Below are 19,685 nucleotides of genomic sequence, written 5' to 3' on the forward strand. Positions count from 1 at the left end.
CCGGCAGCGCAGCGGCCGGTCCTGCGAAGCGGACCGGCCCGGAGCGGTGCGCGCGGGAGCGTACGGTCGTGCGCCCGACGGACGCGCGTAAATAAGACTCTTTATCTCCCGGCGAAGCCGCGGGAGCAGAAGTCCCACACCTCGTCCTCGGAGATCGAGCCCGCCTGCGCGACGACCACGACGGTGCCGAGGGTGAGCGCGGCGGCTCGGGCCGGGTCGACGCCGTCCCGCAGCACGCCGGAACGCTTGGCGTCGGTCATCAGCTCCGTGAAGAGCGCGATCAGCGGGCCGTGCGCGGCGCGGGCCTCGGCCGGGTGCGAGACGCGCAGCCGCGGCGAGAGGTCGGTGACCAGAGGCCCCTGACCCGCCACGTCCGGATCGCTCAGCGCGAACAGCCGCTGCACCGCCGCGCGCAGCCGCTCGGACGGGTCGTCGTGCGCGGCGGCGGCGTCGCGGATCCGCTCGGCGGCCTGGCGCAGCGCGTCCTCGTAGAGGGCCAGCAGCAGCTCGTGCTTGCCGTCGAAGTGCTGGTAGAAGCTGCGCAGCGACTGGTGCGAGCGGTCCACGACCTCCTGGACGGTGAAGTCGGTGCTGCCCCGCTTCGCGATGATCGACTGAGCGGCGTGCAGGAACCGCTGCACGCGCTGCTCGGCGCGCACCTTGGCCGCCTTGGTGGACCTCTCGACGGCGCGCAGTTTCCAGGCGGGCTCCGCGTCGAGATCGTTCACCGTGGTTTCGTCCCCCGTCAGCACCCCCGGAAGGTTACTGGCTCAGCGATCGATCCGCGTCATCGCGAGGGGATTTCTGAGGTGGCCCCCAGTGCCCTCCTCCTCGGCAGGCGCCGCGTTACCCGCCGCCGGTAGGCTTTCGCTTATGGATCTTCACGAGCCGGTCACGCCGTTCGCGGTGCTCGACGCCGACAAGGTCGCGACGAACGTCGCCCGCCTGCGCGGCCGGCTCGCCGGCACCGGCGTCCCGTTGCGCCTGCACGTGAAGACCGCCAAGTCGGTCGAGGTGGCGCTGATGGCGTTCGACGGGACGCCGGGGCCGATCGCCGTCTCCACGCTCGCCGAGGCGGAGGCGTTCGCGGCGGCCGGGTTCACCGACATCGTCTACGCCGTGGGGATCGCCCCGGACAAGCTCACCCGCGTGGCCGACCTGCGCGAGCGCGGCGTGGACCTGGTGGTGCTGCTGGACAGCGTCGCGCAGGCCTCGGCGGCCGCGAAGGCCGCTGTCCCCGCGCTGATCGAGATCGACAGCGACGGCCACCGCGCCGGGCTGGCCCCGGACGACCCGGCCGTCCTGGAGATCGCCGGCATCCTGCCCGAGGTGCGCGGCGTGCTCACCCACGCCGGCCGTTCGTACTACGCGTACACCCCGGAGGAGAAGCACCGGGTCGCCGCCGACGAGGTCGCGCACGCCGTGCGGGTGGCCGAACGGCTGCGCGCCGCCGGGTACGCCGCGCCGGTCGTGAGCATCGGCTCGACGCCGAGCGGGCACACCCCGGTCGAACTGACCGGCGTGACCGAGGCGCGGATCGGCAACTTCGTCTTCCTCGACCTGGTGATGGCCGGCCTCGGCGTGTGCGCCGTCGAGGACCTCGCCCTCAGCGTGGTGGCCACCGTGATCGGCCATCAGCGGGACAAGGGCTGGATCCTCACGGACGGCGGCTGGATGGCCACCTCGCAGGATCGCAGCACCGCCCAGCAGAAGATCGACCAGGGCTACGGGCTGGTCACCGACCTCGACGGCGTTCCCTACCCGGACCTGCTGATGAGCGCCGCCAGCCAGGAGCACGGCGTGCTGTCCGTGCGCCCCGGCAGCGCGGCCGAGCTGCCCGACCTGCCGGTCGGCGCGCGGGTGCGGATCCTGCCCAACCACGCCTGCGCCACGGCCGCGCAGCACGACCGCTACCACGTCATCGGGACGGGCTCCCGGACGGTGCGGGCCGTGTGGCCGCGTGTGCGGGGCTGGTGATCCCTGCCGCGGCGGGTTGCGCCGGCGCTCTCGGGTGTTGACAGGGAGCGATCCGAGGATCACTCACGTACGATGCCGGACGGGTTGATCGTTGCCGATGTGCCGGGAGGCCGTTCGTGGCGGACGCGTGGGACGAGAGCGTGGACGTGCTGGTGGCGGGCACCGGAGCGGCGGGGCTCACGGCGGCGATCACGGCCGCCGACCGGGGGCTGCGGGTCCTGGTCGTCGAGAGCACCCCGCGCTGGGGTGGCACCACCGCCATCTCCGGCGGCGGGCTGTGGATGCCCGGCAACCCGCTCGCCCGGCAGGAGGGGTTCGAGGACTCGGCCGAGGACGCGCTGCTGTACATGCGGACCGTCATCGGCGACGTCGGTCCCGCCTCCTCGGTCGAACGCCGTCAGGCCTTCCTCGACGCCGTTCCGGAGGTGTACGGGCTGCTGGAGCGGCTGGGTGCGCGCTGGGTGCGTGCGGCCGACTATCCCGACTACTACCCGGACAGGCCCGGCGCACGGATCGGCCGCACCCTGGAGTTCGAACCGGTCGACACCGAGCCGCTCGGCGCGTGGATGGAGACCGCCCGCGCCAAGGACGGGTTCCCGCTGCCGATCAAGACGGACGACGTGTGGCTGCTGGCCCGCGCCTGGTCCACGCCCGGCGGGTTCGCCCGGGGTGCGCGCTTCGCGGCGCGGGCGGTGCGGTCGCTGCTGGCCGGGCGGCGGGAGTTCGGGATGGGCGGGGCGCTGTCGACCGGCCTCATGCGCATCGTGCTGGACCAGAAGACGCCGGTCCGGCTCCGCACGCCGCTGGTCGACCTGATCCAGGAGGACGGCGCGGTGGTCGGTGCCGTGGTGCGGCGCGACGGCACGCACACGCGCGTCCGCGCCGAACGCGGCGTCGTGCTCGCCGCGGGCGGGTTCGCCGCCAACAGCGAATGGCGCCAGAAGCACCACGGCATCCCCGGCTGGACCTCCGCCCCGGAGGGCGACCTCGGCACCGCCATCGACCTCGGCCGGCGGGCCGGCGCGGCCCTCGCCCTCATGGACGACGCCTGGTGGGGCGCGACCGTGAAGCTGCCCGAGGAGAGGGGACACGGCTTCGTGCTGTGGGAGCGCTCGTTCCCGTACTCGATGGTGGTCGACTCCACCGGCGTGCGGTACACCAACGAGTCGGCGTCCTATGTGGACTTCGGCCACGCCATGCTCGAACGCGACAGGACAGTGCCCGCCGTGCCCTCCTGGCTCGTCACCGACGCCCGGCACGCCCGGCGGTACCTGCGCACGTATGTGCTCTCCGGCGGCGGCACGAAGAAGTTCCTCGCCTCGGGGGAGATGGTGCGCGGGCGCACCGTCCCGGAACTGGCCGTGCGGATGGGCGTCGACCCGCGGGTGCTGCGGGACAGCGTCGCGCGCTTCAACGGGTTCGCCCGCACCGGGGTGGACGAGGACTTCGGGCGGGGCGCCACGGCGTACGACCGCTACTACAGCGACCCCGGCGTCACGCCGAACCCGAACCTCGGGGCGATCGCCAAGGGACCCTTCACGGCGGTGAAGCTCTACCCGGGGGACCTCGGCACGAAGGGCGGGCTGCTCACCGACGCCGACGCCCGCGTGGTGCGGGAGGACGGCGGCGTCATCCCCGGGCTGTACGCGGCGGGCAACACCACCGCGTCGGTCATGGGCCGCACGTACCCGGGGGCTGGTGCGACGATCGCGCCGGCGATGGCGTTCGGGTACCGGGCCGCGGCGCACCTGGCCGGGCGGGTGCCGTGATGCGCGTGCGCAAGTGGTGGGGACATCCGCAGCTCAAACGCGCGCCGTGACCTGCATATCGCCCCACCACTTGGGTCAGCTACCGAGGGCGGCCGTCATCAGGGTCGGCAGGGCGTCGACCCGCTTCGCGTACCGGCGGGTGCGGGTCAGGTCGTTGGCGATGCCGAGGGCGGCGTGCGTGACGACCGTGGCCTCCCGCCGGTCCAGCCCTGGGTGGACCGTGCGTAACAGGCCGGCCCAGCGGGACACGTAGTCGCGCTGGCACTGGAGCAGCTCCGCCCGGTGCCCGTCGTCGAGGTGCGCCGTGTCGATCGAGAACGCCACCGTCAGGTCCGGCGACCCGGTCAGCGCCCGCACGTACGACTCCGCGAGCAGGCGCAGCGCCGCGGCGGCCCGCGCGTCATCGCTTCCGGGGGAGGCGGCCACGGCGTGCATGATGCGGTCGGCGTCGGCGGCGAGCCGGTCGGCGGCACGGCGGGCGATCGCGTCGAGGATGGCCGGCTTGCCGGAGAAGTGGCGGTACAGGCTGGGCCCGGCGATGCCGACCGCCCGGCCGATGTCGCTCATCGTGACGGCCGCGAACCCGTGCCGGTGGAACAGCCCGGCCGCCGCCGTGAGGATCAGCTCGCGCCGCGACGGCTCGGCGAGGAGAGCGCCCGGCGCGTCCGCCCCCGGGGACGGCCCGACCGGATGCGCTCCCACCGGCACGCCCGGCCGCGCTGCCGCCTGCGCCGGCCCTCCCGGGAGCGGCTGCGACGCGGCGAGTACGCGCTCGGCGACGGCCGACAGGAGAGCCACGAACCGGGTGCGGGCGAGCGTCGTGTGGTGCGCCGACACGCTGCCGAAGACCGCGATCGCCGCGCCGCCGAGCAGGTCGGCCGCATCGGCGGACAGCTCGGGCCGGTGCACCCGCAGCACCCGCACCCAGATCGCGAGCGTGGCGGCGTAGCGCCGGCCGATGGCCCGCCGCTGCTCGGGGGAGAGGTGCCGGCCCTCGGTGCGCCAGAGCGCGCCGGCGTCGCGGCGTTCGACGGCCACGGCCGCGGCGGAACGCACGAGCGCCGCCAGGTCCAGCCCGGCGTCGACCGCCGCGTGCGTCTCGCCCGCCGCGCGCAGCAGTACCTCGGCGAGGAGCGCGCGCTTGTCGGGGAAGTGCCGGTAGACGGCCGGCCCGCTGAGGCCCACGGCGGCGCCGATGTCGGCCACGGTCACCGCGTCGAACCCGCGCGCACCGAACAGCGCGGCCGCGGCGTCGATCAGCCGCGCCCGGCGGTCCGTCCGCGCCGAGGTGCTCATGGTGAGCCCAGTTTAGCGGCATCGGATCACCCGGATGCGGTTGACAACATAGGTTCGGGCGCGCGAATGTTAATCGCGATTAGCAGGAGGTGGGTCGTCATGGCCGAGGCGTTCGTCTACGAAGCCATCCGCACGCCGCGCGGGCGCAACAAGGGCGGTTCGCTGCACAGCGTCAAACCCATCGACCTCGTCGTCGGGCTGTTGAGGGAGCTGCGCACGCGTTTTCCGCAGCTCGACCCGGCCGCGATCGACGACGTGGTGCTCGGCATCGTCTCCCCGGTCGGTGAGCAGGGCGGGGTGCTGCCGCGTTCGGCCGCGCTCGCCGCGGGCCTGCCGGAGACCGTCGCGGGCGTGCAGGTCGACCGCTTCTGCGCCTCCGGCCTGGAGGCCGTCGCGCAGGCGGCCGCGCGGGTGCGTTCGGGCTGGGAGAGCCTGATCGTCGCGGGTGGCGTGGAGTCGATGTCGCGGGTGCCGATGGGCTCCGACGGCGGGCCCGGCTTCACCGACCCGGCGACCGCCTACGACGCGTACTTCGTGCCGCAGGGCATCGGTGCCGACCTGATCGCCACGATGGAGGGCTTCGGCCGGGAGGACGTCGACGCCTACGCCGCCCGTTCGCAGGCGCTGGCCGAGGCGGCCTGGTCGGGCGGCTACTTCGCCAAGTCCGTGGTGCCGGTGAAGGACATCAACGGCGTCACCCTGCTGGACCATGACGAGCACCGGCGGCCCGGCACGACGGTCGAGACGCTGGGCAAGCTGCGTCCGGCGTTCGAGGGGATCGGCGCGATGGCCGGGTTCGACGCCGTCGCGCTGCAGAAGTACCACTGGCTCGAGCGGATCGACCACGTGCACACCGGCGGCAACTCCTCGGGCATCGTCGACGGCGCCGCGGTGGTGCTGATCGGCAACGCGGCCGTGGGGGAGCGCTTCGGGCTGGTGCCGAGGGCGCGGATCGTGGCGACGGCGGTCACCGGTTCGGATCCGACGATCATGCTGACCGGGCCGACCCCGGCCACCCGCAAGGTCCTCGACGTCGCGGGGCTCACCGTCGAGGACATCGACCTCTTCGAGTTGAACGAGGCGTTCGCCGCCGTCGTCCTCAAATGGATGCGCGACCTCAACCTCCCCGAGGAGAAGGTCAACGTCAACGGCGGCGCGATCGCCATGGGCCACCCGCTCGGCGCCACCGGCGCGATGATCCTCGGGACCGTCGTGGACGAGTTGGAGCGCCGCCAGGCCCGGCGCGGCCTAGTGACCCTGTGCATCGGCGGCGGCATGGGCCTCGCCACGATCGTGGAGCGTGTGTGACATGGGCACCATCCGCTGGGACCGCGACGACGCGGGCATCGTGACGCTCACGCTCGACGACCCCGACCAGTCCGCCAACACGATGAACGCCGCCTTCCGCGCGTCGCTCGCCGAGACGGTGGACCGGCTGGAGGCCGAGCGCGACACGATCACCGGCGTCGTGGTGACCTCCGCGAAGAAGACCTTCTTCGCCGGCGGCGACCTCAAGGACCTCATCCGCATCACCCCGGAGCACGCCGCCGAGGCCACCGCGTCCGGCCAGGCCATGAAGGCGCAGTTCCGCCGCCTGGAGACCCTGGGGCGGCCGGTCGTCGCGGCCATCAACGGCGCCGCGCTCGGCGGCGGCCTGGAGATCGCCCTCGCCTGCCACCACCGCATCGTCGCCGACCGGCCCGGCACCGTGATCGGCCTGCCGGAGGTGACGCTCGGCCTGCTGCCCGGCGGCGGCGGGATCGTGCGCACGGTGCGGCTGCTCGGCATCCAGGAGGCGCTGACCAGCGTCCTGCTGCGCGGCCAGCGGCACAAGCCGGCCGCGGCGCTGCGGATCGGCCTCGTGCACGAGGTCGTCGACGCCGACGCGGACCTCGTGGGCCGGGCCAAGGGGTGGATCGCGGCCAACCCGACCGGCGGTGTGCAGCCGTGGGACCGGGAGGGCTACCGGATGCCGGGCGGCACGCCGTCGAGCCCGAAGCTCGCGCAGACGCTGCCCGCCATGCCGGCGCTGCTGCGCAAGGAGCTCAAGGGTGCGCCGATGCCGGCGCCGCGCGCCATCCTGGCCGCCGCCGTCGAGGGCGCCATGGTCGACGTGGACACCGCGGGGATCATCGAGACGCGCTACTTCGTCAGCCTCGCCACCGGTCAGATCGCCAAGAACATGACGAAGGCGTTCTTCTTCGACCTCCAGCACATCAACTCTGGCGGCTCCCGTCCGCAGGGCCACGAGAAGTGGAAGGCGCGCAAGGTCGGCGTCCTCGGCGCGGGCATGATGGGCGCCGCGATCGCCTACGTGAGCGCCAAGGCCGGCATCGACGTGGTGCTCAAGGACGTCACCCTCGAGGGCGCCACTCAGGGCAAGGGCTACGCGGTCAAGCTGGAGGAGAAGGCGCTCAAGCGGGGCCGCACCGACGAGGCCACCTCGGCCGCCCTGCTCGCCCGCATCACGCCCACCGCCGACCCGAAGGACTTCGCCGGCGTCGACCTCGTCATCGAGGCCGTCTTCGAGGACCCGAAGCTCAAGCACGCCGTCTTCGCCGAGATCGAGGACGTCGTGGCGCCCGACGCGGTGCTCGGCTCCAACACCTCCACGCTGCCGATCACCGGCCTGGCGCAGGGCGTTCGGCGGCAGGAGGACTTCATCGGCATCCACTTCTTCTCGCCCGTCGACAAGATGCCGCTCGTGGAGATCATCCGCGGCGAGAAGACCTCCGACGCCACGCTCGCGAAGGTCTTCGACTACACGCTGCAGATCGGCAAGACGCCGATCGTCGTCAACGACTCGCGCGGCTTCTTCACCAGCCGGGTCATCGGGACGTTCCTCAACGAGGCCGTCGCGGCGCTCGGCGAGGGCGTCGAGCCGGCGACCATCGAGCAGGCGGGTGCGCAGGCGGGCTACCCGGCGCCGCCGTTGCAGCTGATGGACGAACTGACCCTGACGCTGCCGCGCCGGATCCGGCAGGCGACCCGCGCGGCCGTGGAGGAGAGCGGCGGCACGTGGAAGGAACACCCGGCCGAGGCCGTCATCGACCGGATGGTCGAGGAGTTCGGGCGCGGCGGGCGGGCCGCCGGGGCGGGGTTCTACGAGTACGACGACCTCGGTGCGCGGGTCGGGCTGTGGCCGGGGCTGCGGCAGGCGTTCGGGGCGGGGCGGGTGCGCGTGTCCCCGGCCGAACTGGGCGAGCGGATGCTCTTCGCCGAGGCGCTGGAGACCGTGCGCTGTGTCGACGAGGGCGTGCTGACGAGCGTTCCGGACGCCAACATCGGCTCGATCTTCGGCATCGGCTTCCCGGCGTGGACCGGCGGGGTGCTGCAGTACATCAACCAGTATCCGGGCGGCCTGTCCGGGTTCGTGGCCCGTGCGCGCGAGCTGGCGGCGGCGTACGGTGACCGGTTCGCGCCGCCGCAGTCCCTTGTGGACATGGCCGAGAAGGGCGAGGAATTCTGACCGGAAAGACCAGATAGGGTCAATCCCCGTGGATGACACGACCAGCGGCGCCCGGGGCGCGTGGGAAGCGGAGCAGACCGCCGGATTCGGTGTGCTGCTCGGGCGGCCGTTCGCGGCGTTCGATCCGGCGGGTGCTTACGCGCTGTACTACCGCAACGTGCACGCCCCCGGGCCGCTGTTCGAGCGGCTCGGGCACGCCGACGACCTGGGTCTCGTGCTGCGCCCCGGCGGCTACGAACGGCCGGCCGCGCTCACCGTCTGCCTCGACCGTTCCTGGGGACTGGACCTGGGGCGTTCCGAGTTCGAGTTCGACAACGTGACCGACGAGCCGCTGCGCAACGCGTTGGCGTGGCTGCCCGATTCGGCGTTCCTCGACAAGGAACGGGCGACACTGCACGGCCGGGAGCTGGCGACGGCCCTGGCCATCCACGGCGTCCGTCCGGCACACGTGGCGGCGGCGGTGAAGGCCGGCACCGCCCAGGTCGCGATGACGCTGCGGGTCGCCACCGACGGCACACTGCGCGCCGCGATGACCGCCGCGACCCGCACCGGCGCCGGCCCCGAGGGCCTGCGTCCCGTGCAGGAGGAGGCCGGGCTGGTCCCGTTCGCCGTGGCGCTCTTCACCGACCCGGAGGGAGAGCCCGCGCCGGGGATCGCGGCGGCCCGCGACCGCGTGCTGGCCCCGGTCGCCGATCCGCGCCTGCGCGCCCACCTGTGGTCGCCCTACCTGGACCGGGTGTGGGACCGCGCCGACGACGGCACGCTCACCGGTGCCGACCCGGCCGGCCGCTTCCGCACGCTCGCCCAGCGCACCGGTGCCGTCTTCGTCGCCGCGTGGGACCTGGCCTACTACGGCGAACTGTCGCTGGCGGTAGTCCAGACGGGCGGATCCGCTCCCCGGTAACCGCAACTTGCAAACCCTGTGGCCCGCGGGTGCCATGATGTGCACGCACACGACCGTGGCGAACGCGAAGGGAGTGCTACGGTGCGGTTCGAAGCCGAGACACACACCGAGGCGGGACGGGTGGTCGTGACGCTCAGCGGGGAGTGCGACCTCGACTCACGCGAACGTCTCTCGTCGATCCTGCACTCCGCCGTCGACAGCGGGCCGGTCGTCTACGTCGACCTCGCCGACCTGCACTTCCTGGACTCCAGCGGCGTGCACGGCCTCGTCGAGGGGCATCACGCCGCCGTGCGCAACGGCAAGCGGCTCTACGTGCGCAACGCCGGTGGCGCCGTCGCGCACGTTCTGGACATCACCGGGGTGGGCGAGCTGCTCCGCGCGCCGGCGCGGGACTGATGGCGCACCGACCCGTCGTGTCCGACACGATCCCCTACGCGGACGCCGCCGACCTGGCGGCGGTGCGGGCGTTCGTGCGCGCCCGGGCGCTCTCGCTGGGGCTGTCGGACGAACGGGTCGAGCTGCTGCTCCTGGCCGTCAACGAGCTGACCACCAACACCGTGCAGCACACCGACGGCGGCGGCCACGTGCGGGTGTGGGCCGACACGGAACACCTCGTCTGCGACGTGATCGACGGCGGGCCGGTGCCGGTGTTCGGGCGGTCGATGCCGTCCGCCGACGCGACCCGCGGGCGGGGCCTCGCCATCGTCGAACGCATCTGCGACAAGGTGAGCGCCATCCCGGTCCCCGACGGGACGATGGTCAGCCTGCGGCTGCGTCGCCGTTGACCCGCACGGCCAGCGTGCACGTGTCGTCGTGCGGGCTGGCCCGGTGCAGCAGGTCCCGGAGGCGTTTCAACGGCGCGGCGCCGGGCTCGGCGGAGACCTCCGACAGGTGCCGCAGGACGTGTGCGAGCCGGTCGTCGGCGCGGCGTTCGATCAGGCCGTCGGTGTAGAAGAGGACCAGGTCGGCCGGCTCCAGGCGGGGTGCCAGCACCGGATAGCGCGCGCCGGCGTCGGCCCCCAGCAGCAGCCCGTCCGGGCGGCCCAGCTCGCGGGTGCTGCCGGCGCGGGCGAGCAGCGGCGGCAGGTGCCCGGCGCGGGCCCAGGCCAGCGTGCGGGTCGCCGGGTCGTACACCGCGACGGCGGCGGTCGCCGTGATGCCCAGTTGCAGGCAGAGCCGGTTCAGGTGGGCGAGGAGCGTGCCGGGGTCGAGGATGCCGATCGACAGCCACGCGATGAGCGAGAACCGCAGGTGCGCCATGCCGTTCGCCGCGTCGAGCCCGTGGCCGGCGACGTCGCCGACCGCGAGGGCCACGTGCCCGTCGGGCAGCGTCTGCGCGTGGTACCAGTCGCCGCCGACCCGCACCGTGCTCTCGGCGGGCAGGTAGTTGACGACGGCGTCCAGGCCGGCGAGTGCGAACGGCTCGCGCGGCACCGGCTGGATCAGGCGCTGCACCTGTGCGGCGAGGCGGTGTTCGGCCAGCGCCGTCATCTCGCGGGTGCGCAGCTGATCGTTGAGCAGCTCGATGGTGGTGCGCGAGTCGACGCGGGCCGTCACGTCCTGCACGACCGAGTAGATCTTCACCGGGTTGCCCTCGCCGTCCCGGGCGACCTCGGAGATGATCCGCAGGTGCTTGACGCCGCCGGCGATGCGGAAGCGCACGGTGACGTCGGAGGCGCCGTCGCTGTCCAGCCCCTGCCACGCCGCCTCGGCGAGCCCGCGGTCGTCGGGCTCCATCATCGCGGCCTGCTCGGTGCGCGGCAGCGGCCCCTGCTCCGTGGTGCGTTCGAAGATCCGGTACATGCCGGGGGACCAGCTGACCCGCGCGCTCGTCAGGTCGAACTCGGACCAGCCGAGGTTGCCCAGCGCCTCCGTGTTCTCCAGCCGGCGCTGCGCCTCGTCGAGCCGGTGCCACCACAGCAGTACCCCGCCCAGCACCGGATGCGTGGAGACCTCGAACCGGGAATCGGCCACCACACCGGCCCGGCTCTCCACGTGCCGGTACTCGGTCGGCCCGCCGGGAACCCCGTCGCGCGCCGTCCGGCAGAACATGTCCCACAGGACGCTGCCGGCGATGTCCGGGTACAGCTCGGTGAGCAGCCGGCCGGCGCGCGTCGTGCCCCGGCCGTAGACGTCGCCCTCCTGGGCGCTGACGGCGACCAGCCGGAAGTCGGCGATCGCGCCGTCGGCGCCGGTGACCGGGCGCAGCCAGGTGCAGCCGGCGGGCAGGACGGCGACCAGCTCGCGGATTGCCGCCTCGCCGTCCGTCATGCGGGGAAGCCTAGCCGCACGGGTGTGAGCTCACGGCCGTCGCACTCACCCGGGTGTGAGTGCGCGGGTCATGTAGACGCTGTGCGGGTCCTCGCGGTAGTCGGCGAAGGGGGCGCAGAAGGTGAAGCCGTGCTTGGCGTAGAGGGCGCGGGCCGGGGCGAAGAAGTCGTCCGAGCCGGTCTCCAGGCTCAGCCGCCGGAACCCCATGCGCGTCGCCTCGGCGATGATGTGCGACAGCACCAGCGCGGCGATGCCGCTGCGGCGGCGTTCGGGGGCGGTGCGCATGGACTTGACCTCGGCGTGCGTGTCGTCGAGGCGCTTGAGCGCGCCGCAGCCGACGACCGCGTCGCCGTCCCGCACGGTCCAGAAGGTGACCTCCGGCCGGCGCAGCCCGTCGAGGTCGAGGGCGTGCTTGCTCTCCAGCGGCGTGATCTCGCGCATCTGCGCGAGATGGGCCTCCAGGAAGCCGGCGATCTCCGGCCCGGACAGGTCGTCCACCAGGATTTTCACGGGAACGAGATTACGTTTCCGCTGCGCGGCGAGGTACGGCCGGCGAGTGTGTCGAGCCACACGGTGCGCAGCGCCTCGGGGCCGTGCGACACGGACAGGTCGACCCACGCGTCGACCCGGCCGCAGAAGCGCCGCCACGCCTCGCCGAACCGGGCGTCGAGCCCGTCGCGACCCCAGTCCACGGTGCGCTTGCGCATCTGCACCGGGGCGAAGAAGAACTCGCCGGCGTCGGCGACGTTCGGCACCTGGCCGGTGAGCCCGACGGCGATGTCGCGCACGAGGTTGGCGCCGAAATGGCCGCGCAGCACCGCCCGCACGCCCGGCTGCCCGGACAGGTCGAGATAGGCGGTCGGGACGGAGGCGTCGAGCTCGTCGGCGCGTTCGTAGGGGAGGACGGCGTCGTAGCAGCCGAGCGCCTCGGTGAACGCCACGTTGCCCGGCGAGGTGAGCCCGACGACGCGCGGTCCCTTGCCGTGCAGTTCGAACGCCGCCGCGTAGGCGGTCTTGCTCGACGCCGACGACAGCACCAGGGCCCGCGCCCGGTGGAACTCGTTGTCGACGAGCTGGTCCGCCAGCATGAACGACGTGAAGAACAGCGGCCGGAACAGGATCAGCAGGTCCTCGCGTTCCGCCTCGTAGGCCGCGTCGCCGGTGGTCAGCGCGTACGCCAGGTACGGCGACGGCAGCTCGGCCCGGTGCGCCGCCCCGTCCCGGAACCCGCGCGAGTCCACCCGCACCGGCCGCACGACGAGATGCCCCGCAGAGGGCAGGTACCCGTAGTAGCGCTGCCCGACCTCGACGCCCTCGGTGGCGGAGGCCACCACGTCGGCGAACCCCCACAGCGGCACCAGCCCCTGCGCGGGATCGCCGGCGGGAAAGTGTTCCCAGTACCGGAACGACTCGCCGAGCACCGCGTAGGTGACGTTGTTGGCGGTCATCCCGACGCGGTCGACCCGCAGGACGGCCTCACCGTCGGAGGGCGCCGGGACGGCCCGCTCCGTCAGGGTCGTGCGCGTCAGGTCGTCCCTCGCCACCGCCAACGTCCAGCTCATGAGCCGATCTTACGGAGGGAAAGACCAGAAAACGTTGCACCGCAAAGGTGAGCGACACCGGTATCACCTCGGTCTGCCCCCACGCGGCGGCGCCGCCGACCGTGGCGAGGGCACAGATCCCGCCGCGGAGGAACGCCCGCCCGCTGAACTTCCGTTCTTCGCTCACCTACAGAAGTGAAGGCGGGCGGGCTGTTCCCCGGCTGTGTGCCGGCCCAGAAGAGCCCCTTGTAGACCGGTGGCCGTCAGCCGACCCGGATCCGGTGGCCGGTGATGACGGCGCTGGGCTTGCCGACCAGGGCGTTGGCGAACAGGCGGTCGGCGAGCGGCAGCCGGGCCGCGGCGAGGGCGGCGCGCCGCAGCCGGAGCCGGCCACGGGTGGTCGGCGCGAACCAGCGCACCCCCTTGCGGGCGGTCTCCTGCCGGTCGAGCACCACCGGCCGCAGCGCCCGTTCGTAGCCGGCCAGCGCGGCCTCGACGGAGGCGGCCCGCGCCAGGTGCTCGCCGAGCAGATAGGCGCCGGCGACGGCCAGTGCGGCCCCCTGCCCGGCCAGGAGTGACACCGCGTACGCCGCGTCGCCGAGCAGGGCCACCCGGCCCCGGCTCCAGGACGGCATGACCACCTGGGCGACCTGGTCGTAGTACAGCCCCTCGGACGGCGGGCAGGCGGCCAGCGCCCGCGGCACGAGCCAGCCCTGCCGGCCGAACTCGCGGCGCAGTGCCGCCCGCGGGTCGTCGGGGAGTGCCGGGTCGGCGCTGTGGTGCACGCTGAACACCGCCACGCGCCCGTCGCGCAGCCCGTAGAAGCCCATCGCCCGGTCCAGGCTGTCGGTCATGCACATCCGGCCGCCGATCTCGGCACGCGCCGCGGGGTCGGCGAAGGAGTACGCGGCGGTGTGGAATCCGAGGTGGCGCAGGTATTCGCGTTCGGGGCCGAAGACCAGTGCCCGCACCGCCGAGTGGATGCCGTCGCAGCCGACGAGCAGCCCGGCGGTCAGCTCGTCGCCGTCGTCCAGCGTCACCGTCACGCCGTCGACGCGGTCGTCAACGGCGGCGATCGTGCGGCCGTACCGCAGGTCGACGTGCCCGCCCAGGTGCTCGCGCAGGGCGCGCTCAAGATCCGGGCGCAGCACGCTGACCACCCGGCCGCCCGCGGCCCTGGCGAACTGGGCGTACCGGAGCCCGGCCCGCCGGCGGCCGGACTCGTCGCAGTAGGCCAGCTCGTCGACGCGGTAGCCCAGCTCCAGGATCCGCGGCAGCACCCCCATCGCCTCCGCGGCGTCGTAGCCGGGTCCGAAAAAGTCGATCATGTAGCCGCCGGCGCGCGGGCCGGATGCCCGTTCCAGCACCGTCACCTCGGCGCCCTGTGCGGCCAGTCGTTGCGCGAGGGCGAGCCCGGCGATGCCGGCCCCGCAGACGATCACCCTCATCCCCGGTCCTCCGGTCGCGCGCTCAACAGGCGGCGCAGCACGGCGGTCACGTCGGCGCCGTCCGGCCCCGGCCGCAACGCCCGGTGCACCAACAGGCCGTCGACCGCCGCGGTGAGCACCAGCGCCGTCGCCGCCGGGTCGGGGACGGCGTGCGCGTCGAGGAGGTCGGCCAGCAGCCGGCGGAACTCCCCGATCACGGCGCCGAGCGCCGCACGCAACGCCTCGTCGCGGGTGGCGGCCAGATACGCCTCGACGAAGAGCACTGACGTCGGGTCGGTGCCGGTGTGGGCGTCGAGCATGCCGAACAGCGCCGCGACGCCCTCCTCCGCGCTCTGCGCCGCGGCCAGCGCCGGCCCCGCCTGTGCCGCCAGGTCCCGCGCGGCTCCCACCGCCGCCTCGACGAGTACCGCCTGCACCGACGAGAAGTGGTAGTGCACCAGGCCCGGCGCGACGCCGGCCCGCTCTGCCAGCATCCGGGTGCTCACCGCGCTCCAGCCGCGCTCCGCGATCAGCTCCGCCGCGGCCCGCAGCAGTCGCTGCCGTACCTCGCGCCCACGCTCGGCGGTGGTCACCATCTCTTCGCCTCCGGTGCGGTCGGATGTATTGGGCGACCGTACTGGACGATCGCCCAATTTTCAAGCCCACCGGGTACAGGTGCTCGCACCGCTGACGAACGGCCGTGGTGTTCAGCCGCCGGGCCGCTGCCCTCCGGCGCCGCCGCGGCCCATGCCGCCGCTGCGGGCCGGGGCCTGGCCGGCGGTGACCGTGGCGATCGTGCTCGCCGAGCCGAGTTCGCCGGACCGGCGCAGGCCGCCGGTGTCCGTGCCGGTGGCGGTGCCGCCGCTGCGGATCGTGTACTGCTCGCCGGGCTTCACCGCCGACGAGGAGTACACGATGTTCTGCGCCGCCTTCGACGTGACGAACGTGGCCACGACCGCGCCGTTCGCGTCGACGACGTGCAGGGTGGTGCCGGCGGCCACGGTCGAGGCGAACGTCGCCGACAGCCAGCCCTGCGTCGAGTCCGTGGCCGGCGTGACCACCATGCCGGCGCTGCCGGCCGCGACGATCGTGCCGCCGCTGACCCGGAACGAACCGTTCACGTCGAGGGCGCCGTTGCCGTTGGTCGTCGGGCCGTTCACCACCAGCGTGCCGCCGGTCATCGTGGCGGTGCCGTTGGAGTCGAAGCCGTCACCCTGGGCGTCGATGACCAGCGTGCCGCCGGCGATCGTGACGTCGTAGTCGCCGACCTGTTCGCCGCCGCCGCCGTTCATCGGGCCGCCCTGCTGCTGGGTGTCGGTGCTGCTGCCGCCGGCCGCGTTGACGCCGTCGTCGGAGCTGGTGACCGTGACGCTGCCGTCGTTCAGCGCGATGTGGGCCGCCTCCAGGCCCTCGTTCGACGTGGTGATCGTCGTCGTCCCCGCGTCGACCCGCAGGGTGTCCTCGGCGTGCACGCCGTCGTCCTTGGCGGCAAGGGTGAGCGCGGTGCCGTTCAGGTGCACGGAGGCGTCGCCGTGCAGGGCGTCGTCGGCCGCGTCGACCGTCGCGGTGCCGCCCTCCAGCACGGTGATCACGCCGGACTTCAGCCCCTTCGCGGAGGCGTCGGCCGGGGGAGTGGCGGTGTGGCCGCCGCCGGAGGTGACGTTCAGGGTGCCGCCGGTGAGCACCAGGTCGGTCGCCGCGTCGACGCCGTCGCCGGTCGAGGTGATCCTGATGGCGCCGGCCGTCACGGACACGTACCCGGCGTCGGCGTCCTCGGTGTTGTCGGCCTTGATGCCGTCGCCACCCGCCGTGATCGCGAGCGTTCCGCCGCTCACCACGACATAGTCCTTTCCGCGAACGCCGTCATCCACCGCGTCCACCGTGACGTTCCCGGACGCGACGACCAGTCCGTCCTTGCTCGCGATCGCGTCGTTGCCCCGCCCGTGCACGGTCAGCGCGCCGTTGCCCGTCACGGTCAGGTCGCCGGCGCTGAACAGGGCGGCGTTGACGTCGGCGTCCGGCGCGTAGGAGTTGGTGTCGGTGAGCGTGTTGGTGCTGTTGTCGGCGAGTACCAGCACGAGGTCCTTCGTGCCGGCGATCGCGGCGGAGGAGGTGCTGGTGATCGTGGCACCGTCCAGGACCAGCGTGACGTCGTCGGCCTCCACCACGACCTGGCCGTTGAGCGTGCCGTGCAGGCGGTAGGTGCCGGCGTTCGAGATGGTGACCGTGCCGGACCTGCCGCTCAGGTCGAGGTCCTCGGCGGTGCCGGCGGCCTGCGCCGCATGTGCCGCCTTGTTGGCGGCGAGGACCTCCTGGGCCGACTGACCCGCGTTTCCGGTCGCGGCGGCGGCCGTGGTGGTGCCCGTTGCCCCGGAAGGAGAGGAAGTGGCGCCACAGCCGGTCAGCGCGGCGACTGCCAGGACCGCCGACATGGCCGCGGCGGCGATTTCGGGGCGGATCCGCATGATCATCGTCCTTCTTCGAAGTGGCGCCGGAGCACCGGTTTCCAGTGGTTGGCGGGTAGGTCCGGGCGGAGCGCGGCGAGGCCGGTGGCGTACTTGGAGATCGCGCACGGCCGCTGGTGCAACGACCAGAGGAGCCGGTCGACGGCGGAGGCCCGGCCCGGCGCGCACTTCGTCTCCACGACCGCGCGGCCGGGCAGGCGCAGGCCCGCGCCGTCGGGCAGGGCCCAGGCGAGGTCGGTGTCGAGCGTGACGCGGCTGCCGTCCGCCGGCAGGAACAGCGTCATGCGCCGGTAGTGCGTGACGAGCGCCGGCGCGAGTCTGGCCGCCAGGGTGTGCAGGTCCTCGTGCGGCAGGCGCCGCTTGACCGTGGTGCCGCGGCCGTCCCTGGTCTTCAGCTCCAGCACGTGCAGCCCGGTGTCGAGATAGGTGCGCGTGCGGACCTTGAACCGCTTCGGCCGCCGCCGTGCCGCACCGAGGTAGCTGGCCAGTTCGGGCGTGTCGTAGTAGACGGAGCGGTAGCCGAACTCCCGGCGGCCGTCGATCTCCAGCACCCGGGCGTCGATCTCCCGGAGAAGCGCGGGGAGTTCGTCGATCGGCAGCACGTACTTGCGGTCGACCCGGGTGAGAAGGGCGGCGCGCTCGGTCAGTTCCGTGAGGCTGATGGTTCTCATACGAGACTCGGCTCCTTGCGGATCCGGGAGGCGCCGACCAGGTAGCGGACCTCGACGAGGGTGGTGTCGTTGACGACGTCGAGGTGCTTGACGTCCAGGCGGGTGACCGTGGCGCCGAGGGTCAGTTCGAGGTGCGCGCGCAGGGCGTCCTCGTCGGTGTACGCCGCGTCGAGGCGCACCGTCTGGTGGCGGTGCCGGCGCAGCAGCCGGGGGTGATCGCCCAGGTAGAGGGCCACCACGATGAGCACCATCAGGCCGCCGCTGAGCGGGCTGAGCGTGCCGTGCAGGCCGGCGAGCAGGCCGATCGCCAGCGCCGCGAAGTAGTACGCCAGCTCCTGCTGTGCGATCTCGTCCGAACGCAGGCGGATGATCGACAGCACGCCGAAGAGGCCGAGTCCCAGGCCCGCGCCGACCGTGCTGGAACCGAGCACCATGGCGACCGCGAGCACGCCGACGTTCATGCCGACGAACGCGACCACCAGGTCCCGTCGGTGGTGGCGGGGCAGATACACGCCGAAGGCGAGGGTTCCGATGGCCAGCAGGTCGGCGGCGATGACGGTCAGCTCGTTCACCGCTTCATTACGCGGGTCCGACCTGTCCGCGCGCTGTGCGCGTCTTGTGCGCGCGGAATGACCTGGTGCAAAATCCCAGTAACCTGGTGGGTTTGGAGGGGTGCTCATGGACGAGCGGGAGTACGACTCGGCGCGGCTGTCCCAGTGGCGGGCCGGGGTGGCCTCCGGCTTCTCCCGGCGGGACCTCGCCCGGCTGGCCGTCGGCGTCTCCGCTGTCGCGCTCGGTGTGGGTGCCGCCCCGGCGGCCGCCCGCGCGGACGGGCCGATCGTCAAGCCGCTGCCGCCCGAGTGGTTCACCATCCGGGGGACCAACGCCGAGATGCGCTGGGAGGCACTGGCCGACCAGGGATATCTGGTGCCGGTCGACCGCTTCTTCGTGCGCAACCACACCTCGACGCCGATCATCGACGGTTCGACCTGGCGGCTGGAACTCTTCGGCAGCGGGCTGCGCGCCCCCGCTTCCCTCTCCCTGCGCGACCTCAAGCGGCTGCCGTCGACCGAACTCGTCTCGGCCGTCGAGTGCGCCGGAAACGGCCGCAGCTTCTACACCGGCCAGCAGGGGCAGACCGTCTCCGGCACCGCCTGGACGCTCGGCGCGATCGGCGTGGCCCGCTGGCGCGGCGTGCGCCTGTCGACCGTGCTGCGCCGCGCCGGCATCACCCGCGACGCCGTCGACGTGCAGCCCGAGGGGCTCGACCCGAACTTCGTCACCGGCGGCGTCGACCTCGGACGGGTGCGCCGGCCGCTACCGGTGGCCAAGGCGCTCGACGACGTTCTGCTCGCCTACGAGATGAACGGCGAACCGCTGCCGCCCGACCACGGGTATCCGGTGCGGGTGATCGTTCCGGGGTGGATCGGCATCGCGTCGATCAAGTGGGTGGGGCGCATCGAGGTCTCCGCGACGCCGCTCTTCTCTCCCTGGAACACCCAGTTCTACCGACTGTTCGGGCCGGCCTATCCCGCCGAGGGGACGCTGGTGAGCCGGCAGGTGGTGAAGAGCGCGTTCGAGCTGCCCTGGAACGCGACCCTGGCCGCGGGGCGGCGGCACGTGCTGCGCGGGCGTTCATGGTCGGGCAACGGGCCGGTGCGGCACGTCGAGGTCAGCACGGACGGGGGCGCCACGTGGCGGCGGGCGCGTGCCGTCGCCGGCGGGGCGTGGCAGCGGTGGGAGTATCCGTGGCGGCCGGCCGCGCCGGGTGCCTACACGCTGCGGGCGCGCGCCACGGACGTCACGGGGGCGAGCCAGCCGGCGGTGGCGGAGTTCAACACCCAGGGCTATCTCTTCGATGCCGTCGTGGCGCATCCCGTGACGGTCGGCTGAGC

Annotated in this window: 18 protein-coding genes; 8 read left to right on the forward strand and 10 right to left on the reverse strand. The window is 73.2% G+C overall.

Translation table 11 applies throughout. The features are described 5' to 3' along the window. Window positions 1-101: 101 nt before the first annotated feature. Entirely contained in the window at window positions 102-752 is a 651-nt protein-coding gene (locus Val02_RS10270; protein ID WP_203898721.1) for a TetR/AcrR family transcriptional regulator, read from the reverse strand. A 121-nt stretch (window positions 753-873) separates the two neighbouring features. Between Val02_RS10270 and Val02_RS10275 the strand changes: the two genes are divergently transcribed. Both Val02_RS10275 and Val02_RS10280 read left to right on the forward strand, forming a co-directional pair. Continuing rightward, window positions 874-1,977, forward strand: coding sequence for an alanine racemase (locus Val02_RS10275; RefSeq protein ID WP_203898722.1), 1,104 nt, complete (start codon window positions 874-876; stop codon window positions 1,975-1,977). Window positions 1,978-2,093: 116 nt separating this feature from the next. Further along, window positions 2,094-3,746 carry an FAD-dependent oxidoreductase gene (locus Val02_RS10280; RefSeq protein ID WP_203898723.1) on the forward strand — a complete coding sequence of 551 codons (1,653 nt, stop codon included), beginning with the start codon at window positions 2,094-2,096 and terminating at the stop codon, window positions 3,744-3,746. A gap of 75 nt (window positions 3,747-3,821) precedes the next feature. Here the strand turns inward: Val02_RS10280 and Val02_RS10285 are convergent, their stop codons facing one another. Then, window positions 3,822-5,042 (reverse strand): TetR family transcriptional regulator, encoded by a 1,221-nt coding sequence (locus Val02_RS10285; protein ID WP_203898724.1) that lies wholly within the window; start codon window positions 5,040-5,042, stop codon window positions 3,822-3,824. Between the two features lie 99 nt (window positions 5,043-5,141). Between Val02_RS10285 and Val02_RS10290 the strand changes: the two genes are divergently transcribed. The 5 genes from Val02_RS10290 to Val02_RS10310 all read left to right on the forward strand — a co-directional run bounded on the left by Val02_RS10290 (window position 5,142) and on the right by Val02_RS10310 (window position 10,200). Then, window positions 5,142-6,350, forward strand: a complete 1,209-nt coding sequence (locus Val02_RS10290) for an acetyl-CoA C-acetyltransferase (RefSeq protein WP_275415559.1) — start codon at window positions 5,142-5,144, stop codon at window positions 6,348-6,350. A 1-nt stretch (window position 6,351) separates the two neighbouring features. Next, entirely contained in the window at window positions 6,352-8,511 is a 2,160-nt protein-coding gene (locus Val02_RS10295) for a 3-hydroxyacyl-CoA dehydrogenase NAD-binding domain-containing protein (protein ID WP_203898726.1), read from the forward strand. 28 nt (window positions 8,512-8,539) lie between these two features. Beyond that, the gene (locus Val02_RS10300; RefSeq protein WP_203898727.1) at window positions 8,540-9,415 is read left to right on the forward strand and encodes a hypothetical protein; all 876 of its coding nucleotides are present in this window, start codon (window positions 8,540-8,542) and stop codon (window positions 9,413-9,415) included. A gap of 81 nt (window positions 9,416-9,496) precedes the next feature. After that, window positions 9,497-9,811 (forward strand): STAS domain-containing protein, encoded by a 315-nt coding sequence (locus Val02_RS10305; protein WP_203898728.1) that lies wholly within the window; start codon window positions 9,497-9,499, stop codon window positions 9,809-9,811. 17 nt (window positions 9,812-9,828) lie between these two features. After that, window positions 9,829-10,200 (forward strand): ATP-binding protein, encoded by a 372-nt coding sequence (locus tag Val02_RS10310; RefSeq protein ID WP_239152664.1) that lies wholly within the window; start codon window positions 9,829-9,831, stop codon window positions 10,198-10,200. Here the strand turns inward: Val02_RS10310 and Val02_RS10315 are convergent. From Val02_RS10315 to Val02_RS10350, 8 genes are all read right to left on the reverse strand, one after another. Next, on the reverse strand, window positions 10,175-11,686 hold the full coding sequence (locus tag Val02_RS10315; RefSeq protein ID WP_203898730.1) for a PP2C family protein-serine/threonine phosphatase: 1,512 nt from the start codon (window positions 11,684-11,686) through the stop codon (window positions 10,175-10,177). The two genes, Val02_RS10310 and Val02_RS10315, sit on opposite strands and share 26 nt — an antisense overlap. A gap of 45 nt (window positions 11,687-11,731) precedes the next feature. Then, a complete protein-coding gene (locus tag Val02_RS10320; protein ID WP_239152666.1) occupies window positions 11,732-12,196 on the reverse strand; it encodes a GNAT family N-acetyltransferase in 465 nt (154 codons plus the stop codon). Beyond that, window positions 12,193-13,248, reverse strand: coding sequence for a DUF2855 family protein (locus Val02_RS10325; protein ID WP_203898731.1), 1,056 nt, complete (start codon window positions 13,246-13,248; stop codon window positions 12,193-12,195). Before Val02_RS10325 ends, Val02_RS10320 begins: the two co-directional genes overlap by 4 nt. Window positions 13,249-13,490: 242 nt before the next feature. Further along, a complete protein-coding gene (locus Val02_RS10330; protein ID WP_203898732.1) occupies window positions 13,491-14,675 on the reverse strand; it encodes an FAD-dependent oxidoreductase in 1,185 nt (394 codons plus the stop codon). Beyond that, complete coding sequence (locus tag Val02_RS10335; protein ID WP_203898733.1) at window positions 14,672-15,250, reverse strand: TetR/AcrR family transcriptional regulator; 579 nt, start codon at window positions 15,248-15,250, stop codon at window positions 14,672-14,674. The genes Val02_RS10330 and Val02_RS10335 overlap by 4 nt, the downstream gene beginning before the upstream one ends. A 111-nt stretch (window positions 15,251-15,361) precedes the next feature. Beyond that, window positions 15,362-17,119: a carbohydrate-binding domain-containing protein gene (locus Val02_RS10340; protein WP_203898734.1), complete on the reverse strand. Its 1,758-nt coding sequence runs from the start codon at window positions 17,117-17,119 to the stop codon at window positions 15,362-15,364. Between the two features lie 2 nt (window positions 17,120-17,121). Next, window positions 17,122-17,790 carry a polyphosphate polymerase domain-containing protein gene (locus tag Val02_RS10345; RefSeq protein ID WP_203898735.1) on the reverse strand — a complete coding sequence of 223 codons (669 nt, stop codon included), beginning with the start codon at window positions 17,788-17,790 and terminating at the stop codon, window positions 17,122-17,124. Then, window positions 17,787-18,362 (reverse strand): DUF4956 domain-containing protein, encoded by a 576-nt coding sequence (locus tag Val02_RS10350; protein WP_203898736.1) that lies wholly within the window; start codon window positions 18,360-18,362, stop codon window positions 17,787-17,789. Before Val02_RS10350 ends, Val02_RS10345 begins: the two co-directional genes overlap by 4 nt. 106 nt (window positions 18,363-18,468) lie before the next feature. Between Val02_RS10350 and Val02_RS10355 the strand changes: the two genes are divergently transcribed. Beyond that, a complete protein-coding gene (locus tag Val02_RS10355) occupies window positions 18,469-19,683 on the forward strand; it encodes a sulfite oxidase (RefSeq protein WP_203898737.1) in 1,215 nt (404 codons plus the stop codon). Window positions 19,684-19,685: the final 2 nt, after the last annotated feature.

Source organism: Virgisporangium aliadipatigenens (assembly GCF_016863615.1).
GTDB classification, from domain to species: Bacteria; Actinomycetota; Actinomycetes; order Mycobacteriales; family Micromonosporaceae; genus Virgisporangium; species Virgisporangium aliadipatigenens.